General features: G+C 70.9%; 20 protein-coding genes. 9 read left to right on the top strand and 11 right to left on the bottom strand.

What is annotated here, in order from left to right; genetic code table 11:
* Positions 1–5: 5 nt before the first annotated feature.
* A complete protein-coding gene (locus tag T8T98_RS02125) occupies positions 6–680 on the top strand; it encodes an extensin family protein (RefSeq protein WP_251104219.1) in 675 nt (224 codons plus the stop codon).
* A gap of 4 nt (positions 681–684) precedes the next feature.
* Here the strand turns inward: T8T98_RS02125 and T8T98_RS02120 are convergent, their stop codons facing one another.
* From T8T98_RS02120 to T8T98_RS02090, 7 genes are all read right to left on the bottom strand, one after another.
* Positions 685–1284, bottom strand: a complete 600-nt coding sequence (locus T8T98_RS02120; RefSeq protein WP_251104220.1) for a response regulator transcription factor — start codon at positions 1282–1284, stop codon at positions 685–687.
* Between the two features lie 155 nt (positions 1285–1439).
* Positions 1440–2192 carry a proteasome-type protease gene (locus tag T8T98_RS02115; protein WP_251104221.1) on the bottom strand — a complete coding sequence of 251 codons (753 nt, stop codon included), beginning with the start codon at positions 2190–2192 and terminating at the stop codon, positions 1440–1442.
* Positions 2192–3007, bottom strand: a complete 816-nt coding sequence (locus T8T98_RS02110; RefSeq protein ID WP_251104222.1) for a transglutaminase family protein — start codon at positions 3005–3007, stop codon at positions 2192–2194. Before T8T98_RS02110 ends, T8T98_RS02115 begins: the two co-directional genes overlap by 1 nt.
* Before the next feature lie 3 nt (positions 3008–3010).
* Positions 3011–3955 (bottom strand): alpha-E domain-containing protein, encoded by a 945-nt coding sequence (locus T8T98_RS02105; RefSeq protein ID WP_160731990.1) that lies wholly within the window; start codon positions 3953–3955, stop codon positions 3011–3013.
* 16 nt (positions 3956–3971) lie between these two features.
* Positions 3972–5399 (bottom strand): circularly permuted type 2 ATP-grasp protein, encoded by a 1428-nt coding sequence (locus tag T8T98_RS02100; protein ID WP_251104223.1) that lies wholly within the window; start codon positions 5397–5399, stop codon positions 3972–3974.
* A gap of 69 nt (positions 5400–5468) precedes the next feature.
* Positions 5469–6242 carry an esterase/lipase family protein gene (locus T8T98_RS02095; RefSeq protein ID WP_251104224.1) on the bottom strand — a complete coding sequence of 258 codons (774 nt, stop codon included), beginning with the start codon at positions 6240–6242 and terminating at the stop codon, positions 5469–5471.
* A 93-nt stretch (positions 6243–6335) separates the two neighbouring features.
* Positions 6336–6878, bottom strand: a complete 543-nt coding sequence (locus tag T8T98_RS02090) for a DUF3617 domain-containing protein (protein ID WP_160731987.1) — start codon at positions 6876–6878, stop codon at positions 6336–6338.
* Positions 6879–6983: 105 nt separating this feature from the next.
* Between T8T98_RS02090 and uvrB the strand changes: the two genes are divergently transcribed.
* The 4 genes from uvrB (at position 6984) to T8T98_RS02070 (ending at position 11946) form a co-directional block, all read left to right on the top strand.
* Positions 6984–9173: an excinuclease ABC subunit UvrB gene (gene uvrB, locus T8T98_RS02085; RefSeq protein ID WP_160731986.1), complete on the top strand. Its 2190-nt coding sequence runs from the start codon at positions 6984–6986 to the stop codon at positions 9171–9173.
* A 48-nt stretch (positions 9174–9221) separates the two neighbouring features.
* Positions 9222–9785 carry a hypothetical protein gene (locus T8T98_RS02080; protein WP_251104225.1) on the top strand — a complete coding sequence of 188 codons (564 nt, stop codon included), beginning with the start codon at positions 9222–9224 and terminating at the stop codon, positions 9783–9785.
* Between the two features lie 84 nt (positions 9786–9869).
* A complete protein-coding gene (locus tag T8T98_RS02075) occupies positions 9870–11384 on the top strand; it encodes a S10 family peptidase (protein ID WP_251104226.1) in 1515 nt (504 codons plus the stop codon).
* Complete coding sequence (locus tag T8T98_RS02070) at positions 11356–11946, top strand: hypothetical protein (protein WP_160731983.1); 591 nt, start codon at positions 11356–11358, stop codon at positions 11944–11946. Before T8T98_RS02075 ends, T8T98_RS02070 begins: the two co-directional genes overlap by 29 nt.
* Here T8T98_RS02070 and T8T98_RS02065 read toward each other — a convergent pair.
* The gene (locus T8T98_RS02065) at positions 11858–14020 is read right to left on the bottom strand and encodes a protein-disulfide reductase DsbD family protein (protein WP_251104227.1); all 2163 of its coding nucleotides are present in this window, start codon (positions 14018–14020) and stop codon (positions 11858–11860) included. The genes T8T98_RS02070 and T8T98_RS02065 overlap by 89 nt on opposite strands.
* On the opposite strand from T8T98_RS02065, the gene T8T98_RS02060 reads away from it, so the two are divergent.
* Complete coding sequence (locus T8T98_RS02060; protein ID WP_251104228.1) at positions 14019–15272, top strand: FAD-dependent monooxygenase; 1254 nt, start codon at positions 14019–14021, stop codon at positions 15270–15272. The genes T8T98_RS02065 and T8T98_RS02060 overlap by 2 nt on opposite strands.
* A 1-nt stretch (position 15273) precedes the next feature.
* Here the strand turns inward: T8T98_RS02060 and T8T98_RS02055 are convergent, their stop codons facing one another.
* Genes T8T98_RS02055 through hemC form a run of 3 tightly spaced genes read right to left on the bottom strand, consistent with a single transcriptional unit; the run spans position 15274 to position 17879 of the window.
* Positions 15274–16197 (bottom strand): MICOS complex subunit MIC60, encoded by a 924-nt coding sequence (locus T8T98_RS02055; RefSeq protein ID WP_251104229.1) that lies wholly within the window; start codon positions 16195–16197, stop codon positions 15274–15276.
* A 51-nt stretch (positions 16198–16248) separates the two neighbouring features.
* Positions 16249–16932, bottom strand: coding sequence for a uroporphyrinogen-III synthase (locus T8T98_RS02050; protein WP_251104230.1), 684 nt, complete (start codon positions 16930–16932; stop codon positions 16249–16251).
* Positions 16929–17879, bottom strand: a complete 951-nt coding sequence (gene hemC, locus T8T98_RS02045; protein WP_251104231.1) for a hydroxymethylbilane synthase — start codon at positions 17877–17879, stop codon at positions 16929–16931. The genes T8T98_RS02050 and hemC overlap by 4 nt, the downstream gene beginning before the upstream one ends.
* Positions 17880–17924: 45 nt before the next feature.
* Between hemC and tsaD the strand changes: the two genes are divergently transcribed.
* The 3 genes from tsaD to T8T98_RS02030 are packed head-to-tail and all read left to right on the top strand — an operon-like array spanning position 17925 to position 21462.
* Positions 17925–18953: a tRNA (adenosine(37)-N6)-threonylcarbamoyltransferase complex transferase subunit TsaD gene (gene tsaD / locus T8T98_RS02040; protein WP_251104232.1), complete on the top strand. Its 1029-nt coding sequence runs from the start codon at positions 17925–17927 to the stop codon at positions 18951–18953.
* Positions 18950–19966, top strand: a complete 1017-nt coding sequence (locus tag T8T98_RS02035) for an NAD(P)H-dependent glycerol-3-phosphate dehydrogenase (RefSeq protein WP_251104233.1) — start codon at positions 18950–18952, stop codon at positions 19964–19966. Before tsaD ends, T8T98_RS02035 begins: the two co-directional genes overlap by 4 nt.
* Positions 19963–21462 (top strand): lipopolysaccharide biosynthesis protein, encoded by a 1500-nt coding sequence (locus tag T8T98_RS02030; protein WP_251104234.1) that lies wholly within the window; start codon positions 19963–19965, stop codon positions 21460–21462. The genes T8T98_RS02035 and T8T98_RS02030 overlap by 4 nt, the downstream gene beginning before the upstream one ends.
* The last annotated feature ends 53 nt before the right edge of the window (positions 21463–21515 follow it).

Here is a 21515-nt window from a genome sequence, read left to right as displayed (position 1 = left end):
GCGCGATGTTTCGCGCGCTCGCCTCAGCTCTCGCCATGCTGGCGCTGGCCGGGTGCCAGCTCCTGCCCGAAGGCGACCGCGGCCGCGGCCCCCGCCCCCCGGCGGAAAGCGGGGGCGGGACGGTTTCCAACAACGCGCTGGCGCGCCAGTGCCTGGCCGAGTTGGGCGCGACGGGCGCAGCCTTCACCCCGCTGCCAGACCGCTACGCCGGACCGGGCTGCTCGCTCCTCAACACGGTCGAGCTTAGCCGCCTCGCGGGGGACCGGGGGAGTTTCTCGATCAGCAACCTCGGCCCGGTCGCCTGTCCCACGGCCCAGGCCTTCGCCGCATGGGCGCGCTACGGCGTCGATCGCGCCGCGCGCGTCTATCTCGGCAGCCCGGTGGTGCGGATCGAGACGATGGGCAGCTATGCCTGCCGCAACGTCGCCGGGAGCGGGCGGCGATCCGCCCATGCCACGGCCGAGGCGATCGATATCGGGGCCTTCCACCTCGCCGACGGACGCCGGATCAGCGTACTGCACGACTGGGACGGCGGCACCGCTGCCGAACGCGAGTTCCTGCGTGTCGTGCAGCGCAGCGCCTGCAAGCGGTTCCGCACCGTCCTGGGGCCGGAATACAACGCCGCGCACCGCGATCACTTCCATCTTGAACGGGGCGGCGACGGCGGCTTCTGCCGCTGAGCGGTCAGCCGTCGGCGTCGAGGCGGATGCGAACCGCCTCGGCCGGGTGGCGGGCGCCGAGCTTGGCCATCATGTTGGCGCGGTGGATCTCGACCGTGCGCGGGCTGATGCGCAGCGTCTGCGCGATCGCCTTGTTGCTCTGCCCGCGCGTGAGCCATTCGAGCACCTCGCGCTCGCGCCGGGTCAGCGTGCCCACCCGCTTGCGCGCCTCGATCAGGCGGCGCTGCGCCGCCAGGTGCTCGCCCGCCTCGTCGCCGAGCCGGCCCAGCAACTCGTGGAAGCTGTTCTCGCTCGCCGGCAGGGCCAGGAAATCGAGCGCCCCGGCGCGGATCGCGCGGACGACCTGCCCCACGTCCGGCTCCGGCGCGGTGGCGATCACCGGCAGACCGATCGCCTTGTTCCGCAAGGCCGCGATCGCGCCGCCGATGTTTCCGGCCCCGTCGCAGCGGACCAGCGCGAGGCCGCCGGCCGGGCAGTATTCGCCCAGTTCGCCGAGCGAGGCATAGACTTCCGCGTGGTGCCCCGCCGCCAGCGCCAGCCGCGCGAGTGCCGCGCGCTGGCGCACGTCCGGCTCCACGACATGGAAAGTCTCCGCCCCGTCCATGGATGCAAGGGATGGCGGGAAGTCGGGGCAAGCGCAGGCGGGACTATCTCCATTGTGCAGGTTTTTCGTCCCTCGCCCTGCATCGACCGACCCGCCGCCACCCGCCTGCGCCGGATCGCCCCCCGGCCGCGGCGATGGCTCCGGAACGGAGGCAGCTAGTCGTCGTCGGGGGCGTAGAAGCTGTAATCGGGCAGCGAGTGGAAGGCTTCGCGCAAGGCATCGCCCCAGCGCGACGATATCGCCTGGAAATAGGCGTCGTCATGGGTGATCCGGCGCGTATGCGTCGCGTCGAACCCGTCGCGCGCGATGACCATGAGGTCGAGCGGCAGCCCGACCGAGAGGTTGGCCTTGAGCGTCGAATCGAACGACACGGTCAGCAGCTTCACCGCGTCCTCGAAGCTCATCTCGCGGTCGTAGCCGCGGATCAGGATCGGCCGCCCGTACTTGGTTTCCCCGATCTGGAAGAACGGCGTGTCGAAGCTCGCCTCGATGAAATTGCCTTCGGGGTAGATCAGGAACAGGCGCGGCTCCATTCCCTTGATCTGCCCGGCGAGGATGATCGAGGCGGTGAACCGCCCCCGCCCGCGGTCGCCATTGGCGAGCTGGCGTTCCTCGATCGTCGAGCGCAGGAGATGGCCGATCTCGGTCGCGACCTGGAACATGCTCGGCGCCTCGAGCAGGGAATTGCGCCGTTCGCTCGGCGCCTTGGTCCGCTCTTCCAGCTGGCTGATCACGGCCTGGGTCGTGGCGAGATTGCCCGCGGTCATCACTGCCAGCATCCGTTCCCCGGGGACGCGCCAGTGGAACATCTTGCGAAAGACCGAGATATTGTCGACGCCCGAATTGGTCCGGGTGTCGCTCATCAGGACGAGGCCCTTGTCGAGCACCATGCCCACGCAATAGGTCATTACTGGTCCACCTGCTGTTGTTCCACCGCGACATCGACGTGGAGGTCCTCGCTGGCAACGCCAAAGCTGATCCCGGTGACGGGCGCCGCGTCGCGATAGTCGAGGCCCGTCGCAACCCGCACATAGCGCGGATCGGGGCTGATCCCGTTGGAAATGTCGAACCCGACCCAGCCCAGCCCCTCCACGTGCGCCTCTGCCCAGGCGTGGGTCGCCTCCTGATCGACCCGGTCGTTCATCATCAGGTAGCCGCTGACATAGCGCGCCGGGATCTTCGCCGCGCGCGCGGCGCCGATGAAGATATGGGCGTGGTCCTGGCAGACCCCGCGCCCGGCGGCGGCCGCTTCCTCTGCCGTCGTGCCGACCCCGGTGGCCCCGGTGCGATATTCGACCCGGCCGCGGATGCGCTGCAGCAGGGCGTGCAGGAAATCGAGCCGCGCCCCCGGTGCACAATCGAGGTCGCCCACCAGGCCCTGCACCGCATCGCCGGGACGGGTCAGCCGCGTCTGGGCGAGAAAGCTCCACAGCGGCAAGTGGCCCGAGTGCCTGCCGATCACCCCGGCGTTGTCCTGCGTGTCGACGGTGCCCGAACAGCTGACGACGACTTCGCGCGCGCCCTGTTCCACCGCGACCAGCGTGACGGTGTTGAAATGCTGATCGTCGTATTCGAGCTGCGGCACCGCGTTCTCGTAAGTCATCGACCAGTCGAGAATGTCCTGCCCCTGGGTCGCCTTCGGCGTCAGGCGCAGCCGCTGCAGCGCGTGGACCACCGGCTCGGCAAAGGCATATCGGGTCGTATGGCGGATCGAAAGGCGCATCGGTCAGCTCAGGAACCGGTAGTCTTCGGCAATGGCGCGCGCGATCGCATGGTTCGCCTCCATGAATTCCAAAAGGAACTCGTGCAGCCCCTGTTCGAAGATCCCCTCGATCGTCAGCTCGCCCAGCCGCGTCGCCTGGGCGCGCATCTGGGCATTGCTGTCCCCCTCGCGGCCATGCATGCGCGCCAGTGCCGCCAGCTCCTCGCGCAGGGCGGAGTGGCAGAACGCGAGGCTGCGCGGGAAGCGATCGTCGAGCACCAGGAACTCGACGATCTGGCGCGCCTCGATCCGCCCGGCGTTGAGCCAGCGGAAGGCCCGGTCGCCCGATACCGACCGCAGGACCTGGTCCCACTGCCCGGTGTCGAGGCTGGTCCCGACGTAGGAAAGCGAGGGCAGGAGCAGGTAGTATTTCATGTCGAGGATACGCGCGACGCAATCGGCACGCTCCACGAAAGTGCCTGCGCGCGCGAAATGGAACCCCTCGTTCCGCAGCATCGAGCCGGTGATCGCGCCGTGGACCGCGGTGCCCGCGCGGCGGATGATCTGGACCGCCTCGCCCACGCTGCTCTGCGCCACCGGCCGCGCGAGCAGGCGGGAGATCTCCATCCAGCTTTCGTTGATCGCTTCCCACAGCTCGCCGCTGATCGCATTGCGCACCGCCCGCGCGTTGGTCCGCGCCGCGCCGATCATCGCCAGCACGCTGGAGGCATTGTCCGGATCGCGCAGCAGGTAGTTCCAGGCCTGGTGGCCGGTATAGGTGCCGTGCTTCGCCTCGTAACCGGCGCGCTGGCCGAATGCCTCGATGACGGAGCGCCATTCCTCCTCCGCCGTGGCCACGTCGCGGGTCAGCGCCATGTGGAACCCGGCCTCCAGCAGGCGCGCGGTATTCTCCGCCCGCTCGAGATAGCGGCACATCCAGAACAGGCCGTGCGCGGTCCGGCCTAGCAAGGGCACCTCCTGTCCATCAGTCCTTCAACACCCAGGTATCCTTCGTGCCGCCGCCCTGGCTCGAATTGACCACCAGCGAGCCCTTGCGCATCGCCACCCGCGTCAGGCCGCCGGGCACGATCTCGATCCCGTCGGGCGAAACGAGAACGAACGGGCGCAAGTCCACGTGCCGGGGGGCAAGGCCGCTGCGGCTGAAGATCGGGCAGGTCGAAAGCGACAGCGTCGGCTGGGCGATGTAGTTTTCCGGCCGCGCCTCCAGCTTGCGCCGGAACCGCGCCAGTTCGCGCCGCGAGGCGGCCGGGCCGATCAGCATCCCGTAACCGCCCGAACCGTGGACTTCCTTGACCACCAGGTCGGCCAGGTTGTCGAGCACGTAGGCCAGGCTTTCGCGGTCCGCGCAGCGCCAGGTCTCGACATTGGGCAGCAGCGGCTTCTCGCCGGTATAGAATTCCACGATCTCGGGCATGAAGCTGTAGATCGCCTTGTCGTCGGCGACGCCGGTGCCGGGCGCATTGGCGATCGTGATCCCGCCCGCGCGATAGACGTCCATGATCCCCGGCACGCCGAGGATCGAATCCGGGTTGAACGTCAGCGGGTCGAGGTATTCGTCGTCCACCCGGCGATAGAGCACGTCCACCGGCTCGTAGCCGCGGGTGGTCCGCATCGCCACGCGCCCGTCGGTAACGCGCAGGTCGCTGCCCTCGACCAGCTCGGCCCCCATCTGGTCGGCAAGGAAGGCGTGTTCGTAATAGGCGCTGTTGTAGATGCCCGGCGTCAGCACCGCGACCGTCGGCCGGCCCGAGGTGCCCGAAGGCGCGCAAGCGGCAAGGCTCTTGGCGAGGCGGCGCGGATAGTCCGATACCGGGCAGACCGGGATCCGCGTGAACAGCTCGGGGAACATGGCCATCATCGTCTCGCGGTTCTGGAGCATGTAGCTGACGCCCGAAGGGGTCCGCGCATTGTCTTCCAGCACGTAGAACTCGTCGGGCCCGGTGCGGACCAGGTCGATCCCGACGACATGGGTATAGACCCCGCCCGGCGGGGTGAAGCCGACCATGTTCGGCAGCCAGGCCGCGTTGTCGCGCAGCACACGCTGGGGAATGCGCCCGGCGCGCACGATTTCCTGCCGGTGGTAGAGATCGTGGATGAAAGCGTTGAGGGCGCTGACGCGCTGTTCGATGCCCCGCGTCAGGCGGCGCCATTCGGCGGCCGTGATGATCCGCGGCACCATGTCGAAGGGGATCAGCCGTTCCTCGGCCTCGTCCTCGCCATAGACGTTGAAGGTGATGCCGGTGCGGCGGAACGCGATCTCGGCATCGCGATGCTTGCCCATCAGGAAACGCGATTCCTGGTCCTCGTACCAGTTCAGGTAATCGCGATAGGCCGGCCGTACGGCGCCGTCGCCGGCCCGCATCTCGTCGAAAGTCGCGTCAGGCGCGTACATGAACCCCCTTGCCACGAATTCCTGGCGCAGCATGGGCCGGCCGGTCGCACTTCGTGCCCAAAGAAAGGTTCAGGCCCGGTCCAGTTCCCGCAACACGGCGTGGATCGATTCGGGCGCGTAGGTGAACCCCATGTGCGTGCAGCGCAGGGCCACCGCGCGATCGCGCTCGCACCCGCGCCCGCAGGCGCTGCGGGGGCTGACGATCCCGTCGCGCGGGCTCCACAGCGCCACGGTGGGCACGGGCGGTTTCTCGCAGATGTCGGTTTCGATCGGCGGCTGGTCGACCCGGTGGCCGGTCACGAACTGGTACACCCGCCAGGCATGGTTGGCGCGCGGGTTGCCGGAAAAGGGCGACCCCATGGTGATGACCTTGGCCACGCGGTCGGGGTGGCGCTTGGCGATCTCGCGCGCGAACAGGCCGCCCAGGCTCCAGCCGACCAGGTAGACGTCGCGGCCATAGCGTTCGTGCACTTCGACCAGGCGCCGTTCGAGGTAGCGGATATTGGCCTCTGTCGGCCCGAAATTGACGCCCAGGCCCCAGCGCTTGACCTTGTGCCCGGCGCGTTCGAGCAGGCCGGCCATGTAGCGCATGCGGATCGGATGGGTCGCGAAGCCGGGCAGGAGCATGACCGTGCGCACATGCGCGGCGGCGGGAATGTCGATCCGGCGGAAAGGCCGGCGAAACGGCTCGACCAGGTGCGACAGCTCGCCCAGCAGGTATCGCAGCCTCGGCCCGCCGCGCGCATCGGCGGCCGGCTCGCTGGCCAGCTCCCAGCGTTCCAGCAGCTCTTCGCGCGAACTGGGCAAGTGCTCGAAAGAGGACGGGGCGGGAGAACTGGCCATGCGATCGCTATACCCTTTTCGGGCTAACGGCCGCTGAACGCCCCCGTTCCGGCGCGTGGCCGGCTTCATGGTCGGCCCGCGCACCTGCGCCCGTTACGGACAGTCGCCGACCCGTTCGGATTCGACTTCCATCGTCATGCGCATCTCGCCGCCGGGGATGGCGGCGGCTTCCTGGCGGATTTCCATCCGCATCCGGCTGGATTCGGGCGCCACCGTGCCGTCGATCGTCATCTGCGCGTTGACCCCGCCCGGCCCGGTGCAGGTCAGCGCGGCATCGAGATCGCTTCCGTCCGCCTCGAAGCTGGAGAAATCGCAGCTGACCCCGCGATCGCCCTCGCCCAGGTCGCGCACGACCCGGCGGAACCCCTCGTCCGCCTGTTCGCGCGTGACGCACTGGGTATGCTCTTCCCCGCGCAGGCCGGCCGCCATCTCGCGCATGCGCGCGGCCTGTTCGGGCGGGATGCCGGGAATGTCGAATTCCACGATCTCCGCCGTACTGCGATAGAGGCCGGGCCGCGGCTTGGTCAGCTTGTCGGCCGCCGCGATGACTTCTTCCGCCGTTTTCGGTTCGTCCGGCTCGCTGCTGCAAGCCGCCAGCGCCAGCGCGCCCCCCGCAATCATGACAAACGCACGCATTCGATCGCTCCCTCTCGATGTCCCCGAGCGGTGACACTGCTACCAAGCGGGCCGCGCGCTGCCAACCGCTTGCCGCGGGCGGGATGCAGGCCCATATTCGCCGCCATGGCCGAACTCGTCATCCGCCGGGGCCTCGAAGAGCCGGACACTTCGGGCAGCTTCACCCCGCACAAGCCGCAGCGCCCCGAAAAGAGCATGGGCGGGCGCAAGTTCGAACTCGTGTCCGACTATCGCCCCGCGGGCGACCAGCCGGCCGCGATCCGCGAACTTGCCGAGGCCGCGAAGGAAGGGGAGCGGACCCAGGTCCTGCTGGGCGTGACCGGTTCGGGCAAGACCTTCACGATGGCCAAGGTGATCGAGGAACTGCAGCGCCCGGCGCTGATCCTCGCGCCGAACAAGATCCTCGCCGCGCAGCTTTATGGCGAGTTCAAGAGCTTCTTTCCCAACAACGCGGTCGAGTATTTCGTCAGCTATTACGACTATTACCAGCCGGAGGCCTACGTCCCGCGGTCGGATACCTATATCGAGAAGGAAAGCTCGGTAAACGAGGCGATCGACCGGATGCGCCACTCTGCCACGCGCGCCCTGCTGGAGCGGGACGACGTGGTGATCGTCGCGTCGGTTTCCTGCCTCTACGGCATCGGTTCGGTCGAGACTTACTCGGCCATGATCTTCGACATCAAGAAAGGCGAGACGGTCGACCAGCGCGAGCTGATCCGCAAGCTCGTGGCCCTGCAGTACAAGCGCAACGATGCCGCTTTCGCGCGCGGCAACTTCCGCGTGCGGGGCGACAGTCTGGAAATCTTCCCCAGCCACTACGAGGACATGGCCTGGCGGGTCAGCTTCTTCGGCGACGAGATCGAGGAAATCAGCGAGTTCGATCCGCTCACCGGTGCCAAGGGCACCCGGCTCGACAAGGTGCGCGTCTATGCCAACTCGCACTACGTCACGCCCGGCCCGACGATGAAGCAGGCGAGCGAGGCGATCCGCTTCGAACTGACCGAGCGGCTGAAGGAACTGCACGAGGAAGGCCGCCTGCTCGAAGCCCAGCGGCTGGAACAGCGGACCAATTTCGACCTGGAGATGATCGCCGCCACCGGTTCGTGCGCGGGGATCGAGAACTACAGCCGCTTCCTGACCGGGCGCCTGCCGGGCGAACCGCCGCCGACCCTGTTCGAATACCTGCCCGAAAATGCGCTGCTGTTCGTCGACGAAAGCCACCAGACGGTGCCGCAGATCGGCGCAATGGCGCGCGGCGACCACCGGCGCAAGCTGACCCTGGCCGAATACGGGTTCCGCCTGCCCAGCTGCATCGACAACCGCCCCTTGCGCTTCAACGAATGGGACGCGATGCGCCCGCAGACCATCGCCGTCTCGGCCACGCCCGGCGGGTGGGAGATGGAACAGACCGGGGGCGTCTTCGCCGAACAGGTTATCCGCCCGACCGGCCTGATCGATCCCCCGGTCGAAATCCGCCCGGTGGAAGACCAGGTGCAGGATTGCATCGCCGAGGCCAAGGCCACCGCGCAGAAAGGTTACCGCACGCTGGTGACCACGCTGACCAAGCGCATGGCGGAGGACCTGACCGAGTTCATGCACGAACAGGGCGTCAAGGTCCGCTACATGCACTCCGACGTCGAAACGCTCGAGCGGATCGAGCTGATCCGCGACTTGCGCCTCGGCGTCTACGACGTGCTGGTGGGGATCAACCTGCTGCGCGAGGGGCTCGACATTCCCGAGTGCGGGCTGGTCGCGATCCTCGATGCCGACAAGGAAGGCTTCCTGCGTTCGGAGACTTCGCTGATCCAGACGATCGGCCGCGCCGCGCGCAACGTCGATGGGCGCGTGATCCTCTATGCCGATCGCGTGACCGGATCGATGGAACGGGCAATGGCCGAGACCGAGCGCCGGCGCGAGAAACAGCGCGCCTATAACGAGGAACACGGCATTACCCCGCAGACGATCCGGCGCGAGATCGCCGATATCGTCGCCCACACGGCGTCGAAGGACGGCGTCACCGTGGGCCTCGAGGCGGAGGACGGGCGTAACAACCTCGTCGGCCACAACCTGCGCGCCTATATCGAGGACCTGGAGAAGAAGATGCGCGCCGCGGCGGCCGATCTCGAGTTCGAGGAAGCCGGCCGGCTGCGCGACGAGATCAGGCGGCTCGAGAACGACGAGCTGGGGCTGGACGACAGCGAGAAGAAGGCCCCGCGCGTCGGGCGCAGCAACGAGGGGAAGCCGGGGACGCGCAAGCTGCGTTACGGCAAGACCCAGCGCAAGTGGGGCAAATAGGCGGAACGACTGGCCCGCGCGCACCGTTGCCGGTGCAGGAGGTGCCCGATGAAACATGTCATTCCCGCCCTGGCCGCCCCTGCGCTGGCCCTGGCCCTTGCCGCGTGCGGCGACGCCGACCGCGGCGACGAGACCACCCTCGCCGAAAGCGACCCGATCGCTGCCGGCGATGGCGCGACGCCGCCCGCTCCGCCGCAGGGCGCGCGCGACGACACCGACCCCGCCATGGGCCCCACGGCCGCGCCCGGGGGCTGGACCACCAAGACGATGGCCGGCGCGCCGGCGGCCCTGTTCGGTCCGCCCGATAGCGAGGCCGCCTTCTCGGTCCGCTGCGAAGACGGCACGCTCGTGCTCTCGCGCTCGGTCCTGCTGCCCGAGGGCGAAGCGTCGATGACCGTCGCCGCCGGGGGCGAGACGCGCACGCTCGCGGCGTCATCTTCGCCCGACCCGATGCCTTCGGTCACCGCCCGCCTGCCGGGCGCCGACCCCTTCATCGGCCAGCTGGCCGACGCGACGGGTGCGATCTCGGTCACCGTGGGCGGCGAACGGACGCTGGAGGTGCCCTCGGCCCCGGCCTTTCGGCAGGTCGTCGGCGGCTGCATGGCCAGCTGACGCGCCGCGCGCGGCTGGGGAAAGGGCCCGGCCGCACCGGCAGCGGCGATTTACCTTGCACGGCGGGTTTGCCATAGGGCGGACATGAAACGTCGTATCCTGCCCGCATTCGCCCTCTTCGCCGTGCTCGCCGCCCCGCTTGCCGGGGCACCCGCCCGGGCGGCCGAACCCGCAGACAGGGAAGCCGGCGACGGGCAGGCCGAAGCCTACGAGGCCAATTCGGCCAGTCGCACTTTCACCGGCACGTTCGGCGGGCGCAGCCTGCGCTATACCGCGACGGTCGAGGAGCAAGTGCTGAAGGGCGATGACGGCACGCCCAAGGCGGCGATCGTCACGACCGCCTACGTCGCCGAGCCGCGCGACCCGGCCCGCCCGGTCACTTTCCTGTTCAACGGCGGCCCCGGCTCCGGCTCGGTATGGTTGCAGATGGGCGCCTTCGGCCCGCAGCGGGTCGCGATCCCGTCCGACGCGCGCGACGACGGCGCGCCCCCCTTCCCCATCGTGCACAACCCGGATTCGATCCTCGACGTCACCGATCTCGTCTTCATCGACCCGGTCGGCACCGGTTTCAGCCACACGATCGGCGATACGAAGGGCGAGGAATACTGGGGCGTGACCAAGGACGCCAAGTCGGTGGCCGCGGTGATCCGCAAGTGGATCAGCGACAACGGCCGCTGGAACAGCCCCAAGTTCCTCGGCGGGGAAAGCTACGGCACGACCCGCTCGGCCGCGGTCGTGCACGAGCTGGAGGGGGGATACAACGACGTGTCGCTCAACGGCGTGATCCTGATTTCCGCCGTGCTCGATTTCGGTGCCGGGGCGGAGACCCAGGGCGCGGAGCTGGGCTATATCACCACGCTGCCGACAATGGCGGCGACCGCGCTCTACCACGGCAAGGCAACCGCCCCCTCGGTCGAAGGGTTCGTCGAGGAAGCCCGCCAGTTCGCGATCGGCCCTTACGCGGCCTTCCTCCTGAAAGGCCAGAACGCCGATGCCGCCGAACGCGCCGCGGTGCGGGCCCAGCTGGCGCGCTTCACCGGGCTTTCGGAAGACTTCCTCGACCGGGCGGACCTGCGCGTGACCTCGGGCCGGTTCTACAAGGAACTGCTGCGCGACCGCGGGCTGACGGTGGGCCGGCTCGACAGCCGCTATACCGGCGTCGACTACGACAATGCGGGCGAAACGCCCGACAACGATCCCAGCTTCTACGGGATCGACGGCGGCTATGCGGCCGCGATCAATCACTTCATGCGCGAGACGATCGGCTATCGCACCGATCGCGACTACGTGACGATCGGCAATGTCGGGCCGTGGGACTGGCGCCTGCCCGGCGGGCGCGACACCAATGCCTATCTCAACGTCGCGCCTTACCTCGGCAAGGCGATGCGCGAGAACGCCGACATGCGGATCCTCGTCGCGCAGGGATGGTACGATTTCGCCACCCCGTTCTTCGCCGCCGAATATGCCCTGACGCGGACCGGTTTCCCGCAGGACCGGATCGAGTGGCAATATTACGATTCCGGCCACATGATGTACATTCGCGACGAGGATCGGCGCAAGCTGTCGGACGATGTCCGGGCCTTCATCCGCGCGCGGTGACGCGGTGACGTTCCGGCCGGCCCTTGGCGCCGCCCTGGTCCTGCTCGCGGGCTGCAAGCCCCCGGCGACCGACGACTACGTCGAACGCGTCGCGCTGGACGAAACGCGCGCCCGCGCCAGCGACCCGCTTCCTTCGCCCGATGTCGAGGGCGCGCTCTGGGCCGAAACCGGCCAGGCGGGGCGCCTCGTCTACGGCAAGCCGGGCGAGGCGCCGCTGCTCGCCCTCGCCTGCGAACAGGGGGCCGGTGCCGCGCGGATCCGCGTGACCCGGTTCGTGTCCGCAGACCCGAAGGCGAAGGCGGTCCTGGCTCTCGTCGGCAACGGCCACGCCGCGCGCATCCCGGTCGATGCCACGTGGAACGGGCGCGCGTGGCTGTGGGAAGGGCACATCGCGGCCGACGACCCGGCCATCGGGGTGCTGACGGGCCCGCGCCGGATCGAGGCGACGGTGCCCGCCGGCGGGACGGTGGAAATCAATCCCAGCCCGCGCCCGCGGCACCTGGTGGAAGTGTGCGCGGGCCAGCGCGCGCCTGGCGACCCGGTACCGCCCGAGCCAGGCTGACGAGCGCCTCCGGCCCCAGGACCTGCGGCAGTTGCCGCCCTTCCTCGCCCGGGTCGTACCACAGGTAGAGCGGCACCCCGGCCGCGCCGTGATCGGAAAGGAACTGCGTGATCGCAGGGTCGCGCCGGGTCCAGTCGCCGCGCAAGGTCACGACGCCCGCGGCGGCGAAGGCCTCGCGCGTGGCCTCGCGCTCTATCGCGACGCTTTCGTTGACCTTGCAGCTGACGCACCAGTCGGCGGTGAACCAGACGAAGACCGGCTGTCCGCCGGCCCGCGCGCGCGCCAGCGCCTCTTCGCTGAAAGGCTCGGGATCGAGAAGGCTCTCGGCCGCTTCGACTTCCTCGCTCGCGAGCCGCGGGAGAAAGGCGATCGCGCCGATCGCCAGCATCAGCGCCGCGGCGAGGCCCGCCTGGCGGCCTGCGCCCTGCCTGCGCCCGGCAAGCGCGAGGAAGAGGACCAGGATCGCCGCCATCGCCGCGGCGGCCCAGCCCAGTTGCGGGCCGCCGAGCCGGAACGCGAGCCACAGCAGCGCGAGCGCGGTCAGGCCCATCGGCACGGCCATGACCCGGCGGAAGGTTTCCATCCACGGGCCGGGTCGCGGCAGCAGCCGGCGCAGCGCCGGGACGAGGCCGATCGCGAGGAAGGGCAGCGCGAGCCCGAGGCCGAGCGCGGCGAACAGGACGAGCGCCTCCAGCGGGGGCAGGACCAGCGCGGCCCCCAGCGCGGCCGCCATGAACGGGCCCGTGCAGGGCGTGGCGACGAAAGCCGCCAGCAGCCCGGTCGCGAAGGCACCGGCCGGTTCGCCCCGCCGGGTCAGCGCGATCGAAGGCAAGGCGAACAGCCCGGCAAGATTTGCGGTGATCGCGCTCGCCAGTGCCAGCAGCGCGATCACGACGGCCGGTTCCTGCAACTGGAACGCCCAGCCGACCGCCTCGCCGGCCGAACGCAGCGCGAGCAGCACGCCGCCCAGCGCGACGCAGGCGAGCAGGGCGCCGGCGGTATAGGCGATCCCTTCGCGCCGCGCCTCGGCCTGGCTCTCCCCCGCCCGCGCCAGGCTCAGCGCCTTGAGGCTCAGGATCGGGAACACGCAGGGCATGACGTTGAGCAGCAGGCCGCCCGCCAGCGCACCCAGGACCAGCAGCCAGAGCGCCGGCGTCTCCTGGACCGCGACCGGCTTGCCCGCGCTCGGCACCGCGCCCGGCACCGCGGTGAAGCGCACCCCCACCTCGCGCGAGAAGGCCAGGATGCCGTCGAGCCGGGAAGGCGCCGGTTCGCGCACGATTTCCGCCGGCAGGTTCAGCTGGTCCAGCGGCACTTCCGCCACCAGCAGGTCGCCGTCGCGATAGAACGTCTGCTCGCGCGCGTAGGCCGGCCGCCGGCCCTTGCCCAGCTCGCGCTCCTCGATGAACAGGTGCGGGCTGGACAGGGTCATGTCGGCAGGCAGGGGGATGCCGATGCGCAGGCGGCGATCCTCGATCGCGAAGTTCGCCCGGCTGTCGAGCATCGGCGCGATCGCCGCGCGCCAGCGCACGAAGCGCGGATCGCCGCCGCCGGCCTCCGGCGGGTCCAGCGTCAGCTCGGCGCGCTGCGGGACGCAGAGCTTGTCGGTGCAGGCAAGATAGTCGGCCGTCACGCCGATCGGGCCGATCTCCGACAGGTCCGCCCCGCGCGGCACGCGGATCGGCACGAGGACCGCATAGGACCCTTCGTAGACGTGGTTCATCAGCCCGCCGATCACCAGCCGGCGCGGCACCGGGTATTGCGGCTCGCCCGCCGACCATCCGCGGGGGAGGTCCCAGGCGAGCTCCATCCCCAGCCCGGCATCGCCGGGGTTCGACCAGTACCCGTGCCATTCGGGCGACCGGGGGGTGAAATGAAGCGCCAGCATCCATTCGCCGCCCGCGACCGGGGGGCCTTCGGCCGCCAGGGCGGCACGGATGTTCTCGTCGCCGATCTCGGGCTGGGCCGCCGCGCGGCCCGGGGTGAACAGGGCCAGCACGGCCAGCAGTGCCAGCACGGCCCAAGCGAACCGGCGGCCCGCCCCGCCCATTGTCCTTGCCTCGATCACGCGCATGGCCCTAGGACGGAGAAAGGATTACCGCAACGAGAAGGCGATGGACGACACCCGCGACCTGTTGATCCTGGGCGGCGGCCTGGTGGGCATGACCCTGGCGCTGGCCGCGGCGCGGCAGGGCCTGTCGAGCCACGTGGTCGATCGCGCCGATCCGGCCGAGCTGACCGCCGAGGGTTTCGACGGACGGGCGAGCGCGATCTCGACCGCGAGCTGGAACCTGTTCCGCAACATCGGCCTCGCCCCCGCGCTGGAGCCGTATGGCTGCCCGATCGAGGCGATCGCGGTGACCGACCAGCTCAGGCCCGGGCGAATCGACTTCCGCCCCGAGGCGCACGAAGGTTCGCTGGGCCGGATGTTCGCCAACCGCACGCTGCGGCTCGCGCTGTTCGAGGCGGCGACGCAGGAACCGCTGATTGCCTGGCATTCGCGGGCCGAAGTGGTCGCGCGCGACAGGGGCGAGCACGCCGTTTCCGCCCGCCTCGCCGACGGACGCACGCTGCGCGCCGCGCTGATGGTCGGCGCGGAAGGGCGCATGTCGCCCACGCGCGAGGCCGCCGGGCTGGCGATCGCGAACTGGCGTTACGGCCACAGGGCGATCATCGCCGGCCTCGAACATGCCGACCCGCACCGGGGGGTGGCATGGGAAATCTTCTACCCCGCCGGCCCTTTCGCCCTGCTGCCGATGCGCAGCGGCGATGCCGCGCACCGCAGCGCGCTGGTCTGGACCGTGGACGAGAAGGACGCCGCCGGCACGCTCAAGCTGTCCGACCGGGCCTTCCGCGCGGAAGTGGAAAAGCGCATGGGCGGCGTGCTCGGCGGCGTGCGTGCGGTCGGGCCGCGATCGTCGTTTCCGCTCGGCTTCCATCACACCGCCCGGATCACCGCGCACCGCCTGGCCCTGGCCGGCGATTCGGCGCACGGCATCCACCCGATCGCCGGGCAGGGCCTCAACCTCGGCCTGCGCGACGTGGGCGCCCTGGTCGAAGTCCTGGCCGAAGGCGCGCGCCTCGGCCTGGAGCCGGGCGATGCCCAGATGCTCGCCCGCTACGAGCGCTGGCGCGGGCTCGATTCGTTCATGGTTGCGCTCGCCACCGACGGGCTGACCCGCCTTTTCGGCGTCCCCGGCCGCACGGCCTCGCTCGTCCGCCGCGCCGGGATGGCGGGCGTCCAGCGCCTGCCCGCGCTCAAGCACTGGTTCATGGACGAGGCGCGCGGCGTTTCGGGCGACGTGCCCGAACTGATGCGCGGGTGACTTATTCCCCCTCGGCGGGATTTTCCGCCGGGCTGGGCTGTTCGATCTGGTTGCCCGACCCGTCGCGCAGGCGCCGCGGCTCCAGCACGGCGGAAGTCTCGATCAGGTCGAGCGCCTGGCGCGCCGCGACATAGCGTTCGGCGTCGGCGATCCACCGCTGCGCCTGGGCGGCGCCGGGCATCTTGCCGACTTCCTCGATCGCCTTGTTCACCCGCCCGCTCTCGAGGAAGAACCGCGCACGTTCGATCCGCCGCCGCGGCTGGGGCGAGGGGGTGGTTTCGCGCCGGATGACGAACAGCTCGCTCAACTCGTGGCCGATCCGTTCGATCAACGGGGCATCGCGCGCCTCGGTCAGTTGCGGCGCCAGCCCTTCCAGCCGCGCGACGAGCACGTCGAGCGTGACAGGGTTGCGCGAAAACTCGATGATCGTGTTGACCGCGTTGGGCTTGGCATCGCCGAAGCGCAGCCGCAGCTGGTCGGCGAGATAGCCCAGTTCGGCCCCGCGATCGAGCGCGCGGCGCGTGGCGAAGGCGATCAGCAGCCCTTCGGCGCGCGCGGCATTGCCGGCCGCGGCCTGGGCCTGGAGATCGAGCCGGGCGAGCCGCTGCTCGGCCGCGGCCAGCCGCTGGTCGAGCCCGCCTTGCTGTTCGGCCACCTGCTCGACCCGCTGGTCCGCACCGCCGGCGGCCGCGGTCGCCGCGGGCGACGGGCTGGCGACCGGCGCCGGCGCGGGATCGCCGGCCGCCGCAATCGGCTCGGCCACAGGCTGCGCGGGCAGGGGATCGCCACCCATCCCGAAGTCGGCGCCCGAACGCCAGGCGAAATAGCCGACGATCAGCGCGCCGAGGAGGAAGGCCGCCGCGGCAACTGCCAGAATGGGCTTGAGTGATCCGCTCGACCGGGTCTGGTTCGGGTATCTGTCCATCGAAATCCGTTCTGCTACCCGCAGTTCGTTGCAGGTGCCGCCCCGTGCGGGTCAATGGCACATGTCGCGCGCCAATGCCAGCAGCGCGGCATCGCTCGGCTCCGCCGCGACGCCGAGCGCGCGCCAGCCCCCGCCGGCGAGGTCCGCGATCCGCGGCGCCAGGGCGGCCAGGGCGACCGCGCCGCGGTCGATACCGCGCCGGTCGCATTCGGCGGCGAAATGACGCGCCGCCTCCCCCGAATGCAGCAGGACGAGCGCGCCCGCGCGCAGCCGCCCGGCCAGTTCCGGCGGGACGGGGCAATGGGCGATCTCGTAGACCACGCGCGTTGCGATCGACAGCCCGGCGACCGGCGCCAGCGCGCGGTGCCGGCGCCCGGCCAGCCGCAGCAGGCGCAGCGGCGCGCGCTCGCGCAGGCCCTCCACCACCGCCTGGAGGCCGCCGGTGCCGACCGTGTCCACCGCCAGCCCGGCCTCGCGCGCGGTCGCGGCGGTCGCCGCGCCGACGACGTGCGCGGGCCGCCCGCGCCAGCCGGCGAGCGCCGGCCCGGCATGGCGAACGGCATTCGCGCTGCCGAGCAGGAGGCCGTCGAACCGCGCGGCCTCGGGCGCGTCCCAGGCCACCGGGGCCACTTGTGCGAGCGGATGGCCGTGTACCTCCAGGCCCGCAGCGCGGGCGGCGGCAAGGCTCGCGCCCAGGCCCGGTTCGGGCCGGATCACGACCACCGGCAGGCTCATCGCGGCGTGGCCGAACCTTCCGGCGGCCCGGCAAAATGCGGGGCGATACCCGGCGTCGCCCGCGCCAGCAGGTCGGCAGCGAGCGCGGCGGGAGCGCCCGGCGCGCCGGGCGTGACACGGCATTCCCCCTCGACCCGCTCGTTGCCGTCGGGGCTGAACAGGACGGCGCGCAGGACGATGGCCTCCCCCTCGTGCCGCGACAGCGCGGCGACCGGGCTGTGGCAGGTCGCGCCCAGCGCCGCGAGCAAGGCACGTTCGGCCAGCACGCTTGCCCGCGAAGGGGCGTGATCGACCGCGGCGAGCAGCGCGCGCACGGCGGCATCGCCCGCGCGGCACTCGATCCCGATCGCCCCCTGCGCCGGTGCCGGCAGCCAGTCGGTCGCCGGCAGCGGCGTGCCCACCCCTTCTTCGCCCAGGCGGCCCAGTCCGGCGGCGGCGAGCAGCGTCACCTCGGCTTCCCCCGAAGCCAGCCGGGCAAGCCGGGTGGCGACATTGCCGCGGAACGTCACCACCGCGCAATCGGGCCGGTGGTGGAGCATCTGCGCCGCCCGGCGCGGCGCGCTGGTGCCGACGCGCGCCCCGCGCGGGATCTCGGCCAGGCTGGCCGCGCCGACCAGGACGTCGCGCACGTCGGCGCGCGGCAGGATCGCGGCAATCGCCAGGGCTTGCGGCCGCACCGTTTCCACGTCCTTCATCGAATGGACCGCCCCGTCGATCCGCCCCTCGCCCAGCCAGGCGTCGAGTTCCTTGGTCCACAGCGCCTTGCCGCCGATTTCGGCCAGGGGCCGGTCCTGCACCTTGTCGCCGCTGGCGCGCACGGGAACGAGCTCGACCGCGCTTTCGGGCCACCCGTGCGCCGCGCACAGACGGGCCCGCGCCTCGCGCGCCTGGGCCATGGCAAGCGGCGACTGACGGGTTCCGAGGCGAAGCTTTGGCTGGTCGGTCATGGGCGATGCTTGCCCTAGCGGGCCAATTTGTTCAGGGAAAGCGGCATGGGGATCGTGCTTGGCATCGAATCGAGCTGCGACGAGACCGCGGCCGCCCTCGTCACCACCGACAGGCGGATCGTGGCGCAGCGCATCGCGTCGCAGGACGCGGAGCACGCGCCGTTCGGCGGCGTCGTGCCGGAAATCGCCGCGCGCGCCCATGCCGACCGCCTGGCCCCGATGGTCGAGGCGGTCATGCGCGAAGGCGGGCTGGAGCTTCACGAGCTCGACGCGATCGCGGCGACCGCCGGCCCCGGGCTGATCGGCGGCGTCATGGTCGGGCTGGTCACGGCCAAGGCGCTGGCCATGGCCGGCGAGGTGCCGCTGATCGCGGTCAACCACCTCGAAGGGCATGCGCTCTCCCCCCGGCTGGCCGATCCGTCGCTGGCGTTTCCCTATGCCCTCCTGCTGGTTTCGGGCGGGCATTGCCAGATCCTGCGGGTCGAGGGCCTGGGCCGTTACCGCCGGCTGGCGACGACGATCGACGATGCCCTTGGGGAAGCGTTCGACAAGACCGCCAAGATCCTCGGCCTCGGCTTCCCCGGCGGCCCGGCGGTAGAGCGGCTGGCCCGCGAGGGCGATCCGCGCGCCGTGCCCCTGCCGCGCCCGCTGGTCGGCAGCGGCGAACCCCATTTCAGTTTCGCCGGGCTGAAGAGCGCCGTGCTGCGGGCCCGCGAAAGCGGCCGCTACCGCGATGCCGACATTGCCGCCAGCTTCCAGCAGGCCGCGCTCGATTGCGTGGTCGATCGCCTGGCGCTGGCGCTCGATGCCATGGAGCCGGTGCCCTCGCTCGTGGTCGCGGGCGGGGTCGCGGCCAATCGCGCGATCCGCGGCGCGCTGGAAGACCTCGCGGAAGGGCGCGGCCTGCGGTTCGTCGCCCCGCCGCCCGCGCTGTGCACCGATAACGCGGCGATGATCGCCTGGGCCGGCTGCGAACGGATCGGCCAGTCCGATCCGCTCGACATCGCGGCCCGCCCGCGCTGGCCGCTCGATCCCGGGGCCGAGCCGGTGCGCGGCGCGGGGTACAAGGCATGAGCGCGCGCGAGGGGGCGATCGGCGTCGTCGGCGCGGGCGCCTGGGGCACCGCGCTGGCGCAGATGCTGGCCTCCGACGGGCGCGACGTCCTCCTCTGGGCGCGCGAGAGCGACCTCGTCCGCGAAGTCAACGAAAGCCGCCGCAACCCGCTCTACCTTCCCGCGGCCGAACTGGCCCCGACGATCCGCGCGACCGAGGCGCTGGGCGACCTGGCGGCCTGCGCCACGATCCTGGCCGTGACCCCGGCGCAGCATCTCGGCGCGGTCCTCGGCGGGCTGGAGGCCGCCCCGCGCGATCTCGTCCTGTGCAGCAAGGGGATCGAGGCGGGCACAGGGCGCCTGATGAACGCCGTCGCTTCGCAGGCCGTGCCGGGCAGCGAGATCGCGGTCCTTTCCGGCCCGACGTTCGCCCACGAGGTCGCCGCCGGCCTGCCCACCGCGGTCACCCTCGCCTGCGGCGGGGGTGAGGCGCAGTGGGACCGGCTGGCCCCCGCGATCGCGCGGCCTTCGTTCCGCCCCTATTATTCCGACGACCTCGTCGGCGCGGAGATCGGCGGCGCGGTCAAGAACGTGCTCGCCATTGCCTGCGGCGTAGTCGACGGGCTGGCGCTGGGCCAGAACGCGCGCGCGGCCCTGATCGCGCGCGGCTATGCCGAAATGCTCCGCTTCGGCGAAGCGCTCGGCGCGCGGCCGGAAACGCTCGCCGGCCTGTGCGGGCTGGGCGACCTGGTGCTGACCTGTTCGTCCACCTCGAGCCGCAATTTCTCGCTCGGCAAGGCGCTCGGCGAAGGGCAATCGGCCGCGAGCCTGATGGCCGACCGGCGGACCGTGGCCGAGGGCGCCCATACTGCCCCCGTCCTGACCGAGCTGGCCATGCGGCACGGGGTCGCCATGCCGATCGTCGCGGCGGTCTATCGCCTGCTCGGCGGGGCGCCCGCGCGCGAGATCGTCAGCGAATTGCTCGCCCGGCCGCTGCGGTCCGAGCAGGACCCGGCGCAGGACGACCCGGCGTGAGCGAGACCGCGCAACAGGGCGACATCGCCGCGCTGGCCAAGGGCGGACGAACCAATTTTTTCGGCTTCCTCCTGCGGCTGGCGGCGCGCCTGCCGTTCCTGTTCATCGCCGGGCGCCTCTACGGCGCGGAAGAGCTGGGCCGCTTCGCCTCCGCCCTCGTCGTCGTGGAACTGCTCGCGCTGGTCTGCTCGATGGGGGAGAAGCGCGGCCTGGCGCAGCGCCTGTCCGAAGGCGAAGGCATTCGCCCCGCGAACCTGGTGTTCGACGGGCTCCTGCTCGCCCTGCTCCTTTCCTGCGGCGCGGCGGTGTTCCTGTGGTTCGTGCCGGCCCCGATGTTCCCGGCCGGCGAATACGGCCTGCTCGACAAGCTCCTCGTCACCGCGATCCCCGCCTATGCCCTGACCGAGATCCTGCTGGCGGCCCAGGCCTATCGCTATGACATCGCGACCACGGTGCGCGCGCGCGCGATCGTGGAGCCGTGGACGATCTCGATCATGGCCGGCGTATTCTATTTCCTCGTTCCCGAGGCGGGCCTGTCGCTGGCCTATATCGCCTCGATCTACGCCGGGCTGGCGGCGGCGGCCTGGCCCTTCGCGCGGACATACGGCCTGCCGCGCGGCTGGCGCCCCAACCTGCCCGACATGTGGCGCATGTCCACCCGCGCCTTCCCGCTGGCGACGGCCGACGCGATCGAGTGGGGAACGCGCCGGCTCGACATCTTCATCCTCGGCCTTTTCGCCGCCCCGGCCGCGGTCGGCATCTATTACGTCGCGCAGCAGGTCGCGAGCCTGCCGCAGAAGCTCAAGACCAGCTTCGAGCCGATCCTCGGCCCGGTGATCACCCGCAACCTGAAGGAGAACAATCTCCCCGCGATCGCGAAACAGGTGTGCCAGGTCGGCTTCTGGATCGTCGCCGCGCAAGCGGGCATCGCGCTGGCGCTGGGCGTTCCGGGGGAAGCGGTCATGGGCCTCGTCGGGCCCAATTTCGTCGGCGGCACCGGCGCGCTGTCGTTCCTGCTCGCGGCCGAAGTGGTCGCGGCCACCGCCGTCGTGTCGGAAGCGGCGCTGGTCTATGTCGCGCGCAAGCGCAACCTCGCCATCTCGCTCGCCACGATCGCCCTGCAGGGCGCGCTTACCGTGGCCGCGATCCTGGCGGTCGAGCGGATGGACCTCGGCGAACCCTACAAGGCGGCTGCGGCCGCGATATCGCTGATGATCGCGCTGGGCGTGGCCTCGCTGGTCAAGGCCTGGCTCCTCTCGCGCATCCTGGGCGAACGGGTGAACAACTGGCGCTGGGCGCTCGTCTGGGCGGCCGCGCCGGCGATCGCCGTCGGATACCTGGCCACGCGAATGCCCGAATGGGCGGAACTGATCTTCGGCATCCCGCTGATCCTGCTGACATATGGCTGGGTGATCTGGCGCAAGGGCTTCGGCCCGGAAGACCGCGTGCTGTTCCGCCGCAATGTCGAGGGTGCCGGGGGCGAGGCGCAGGCCTGACCGGGCAGGTGCGCGGCACGGCCGCGATTGCGCCGGCGGCGGGCAGTGATTAA

The organism is Pelagerythrobacter marinus (genome assembly GCF_034375205.1).
In the GTDB taxonomy this organism is placed as follows: domain Bacteria; phylum Pseudomonadota; class Alphaproteobacteria; order Sphingomonadales; family Sphingomonadaceae; genus Pelagerythrobacter; species Pelagerythrobacter marinus.
The sequence above is the reverse complement of the archived record's forward strand: the minus strand, read 5'-3'. Positions and strand labels throughout refer to the sequence as shown.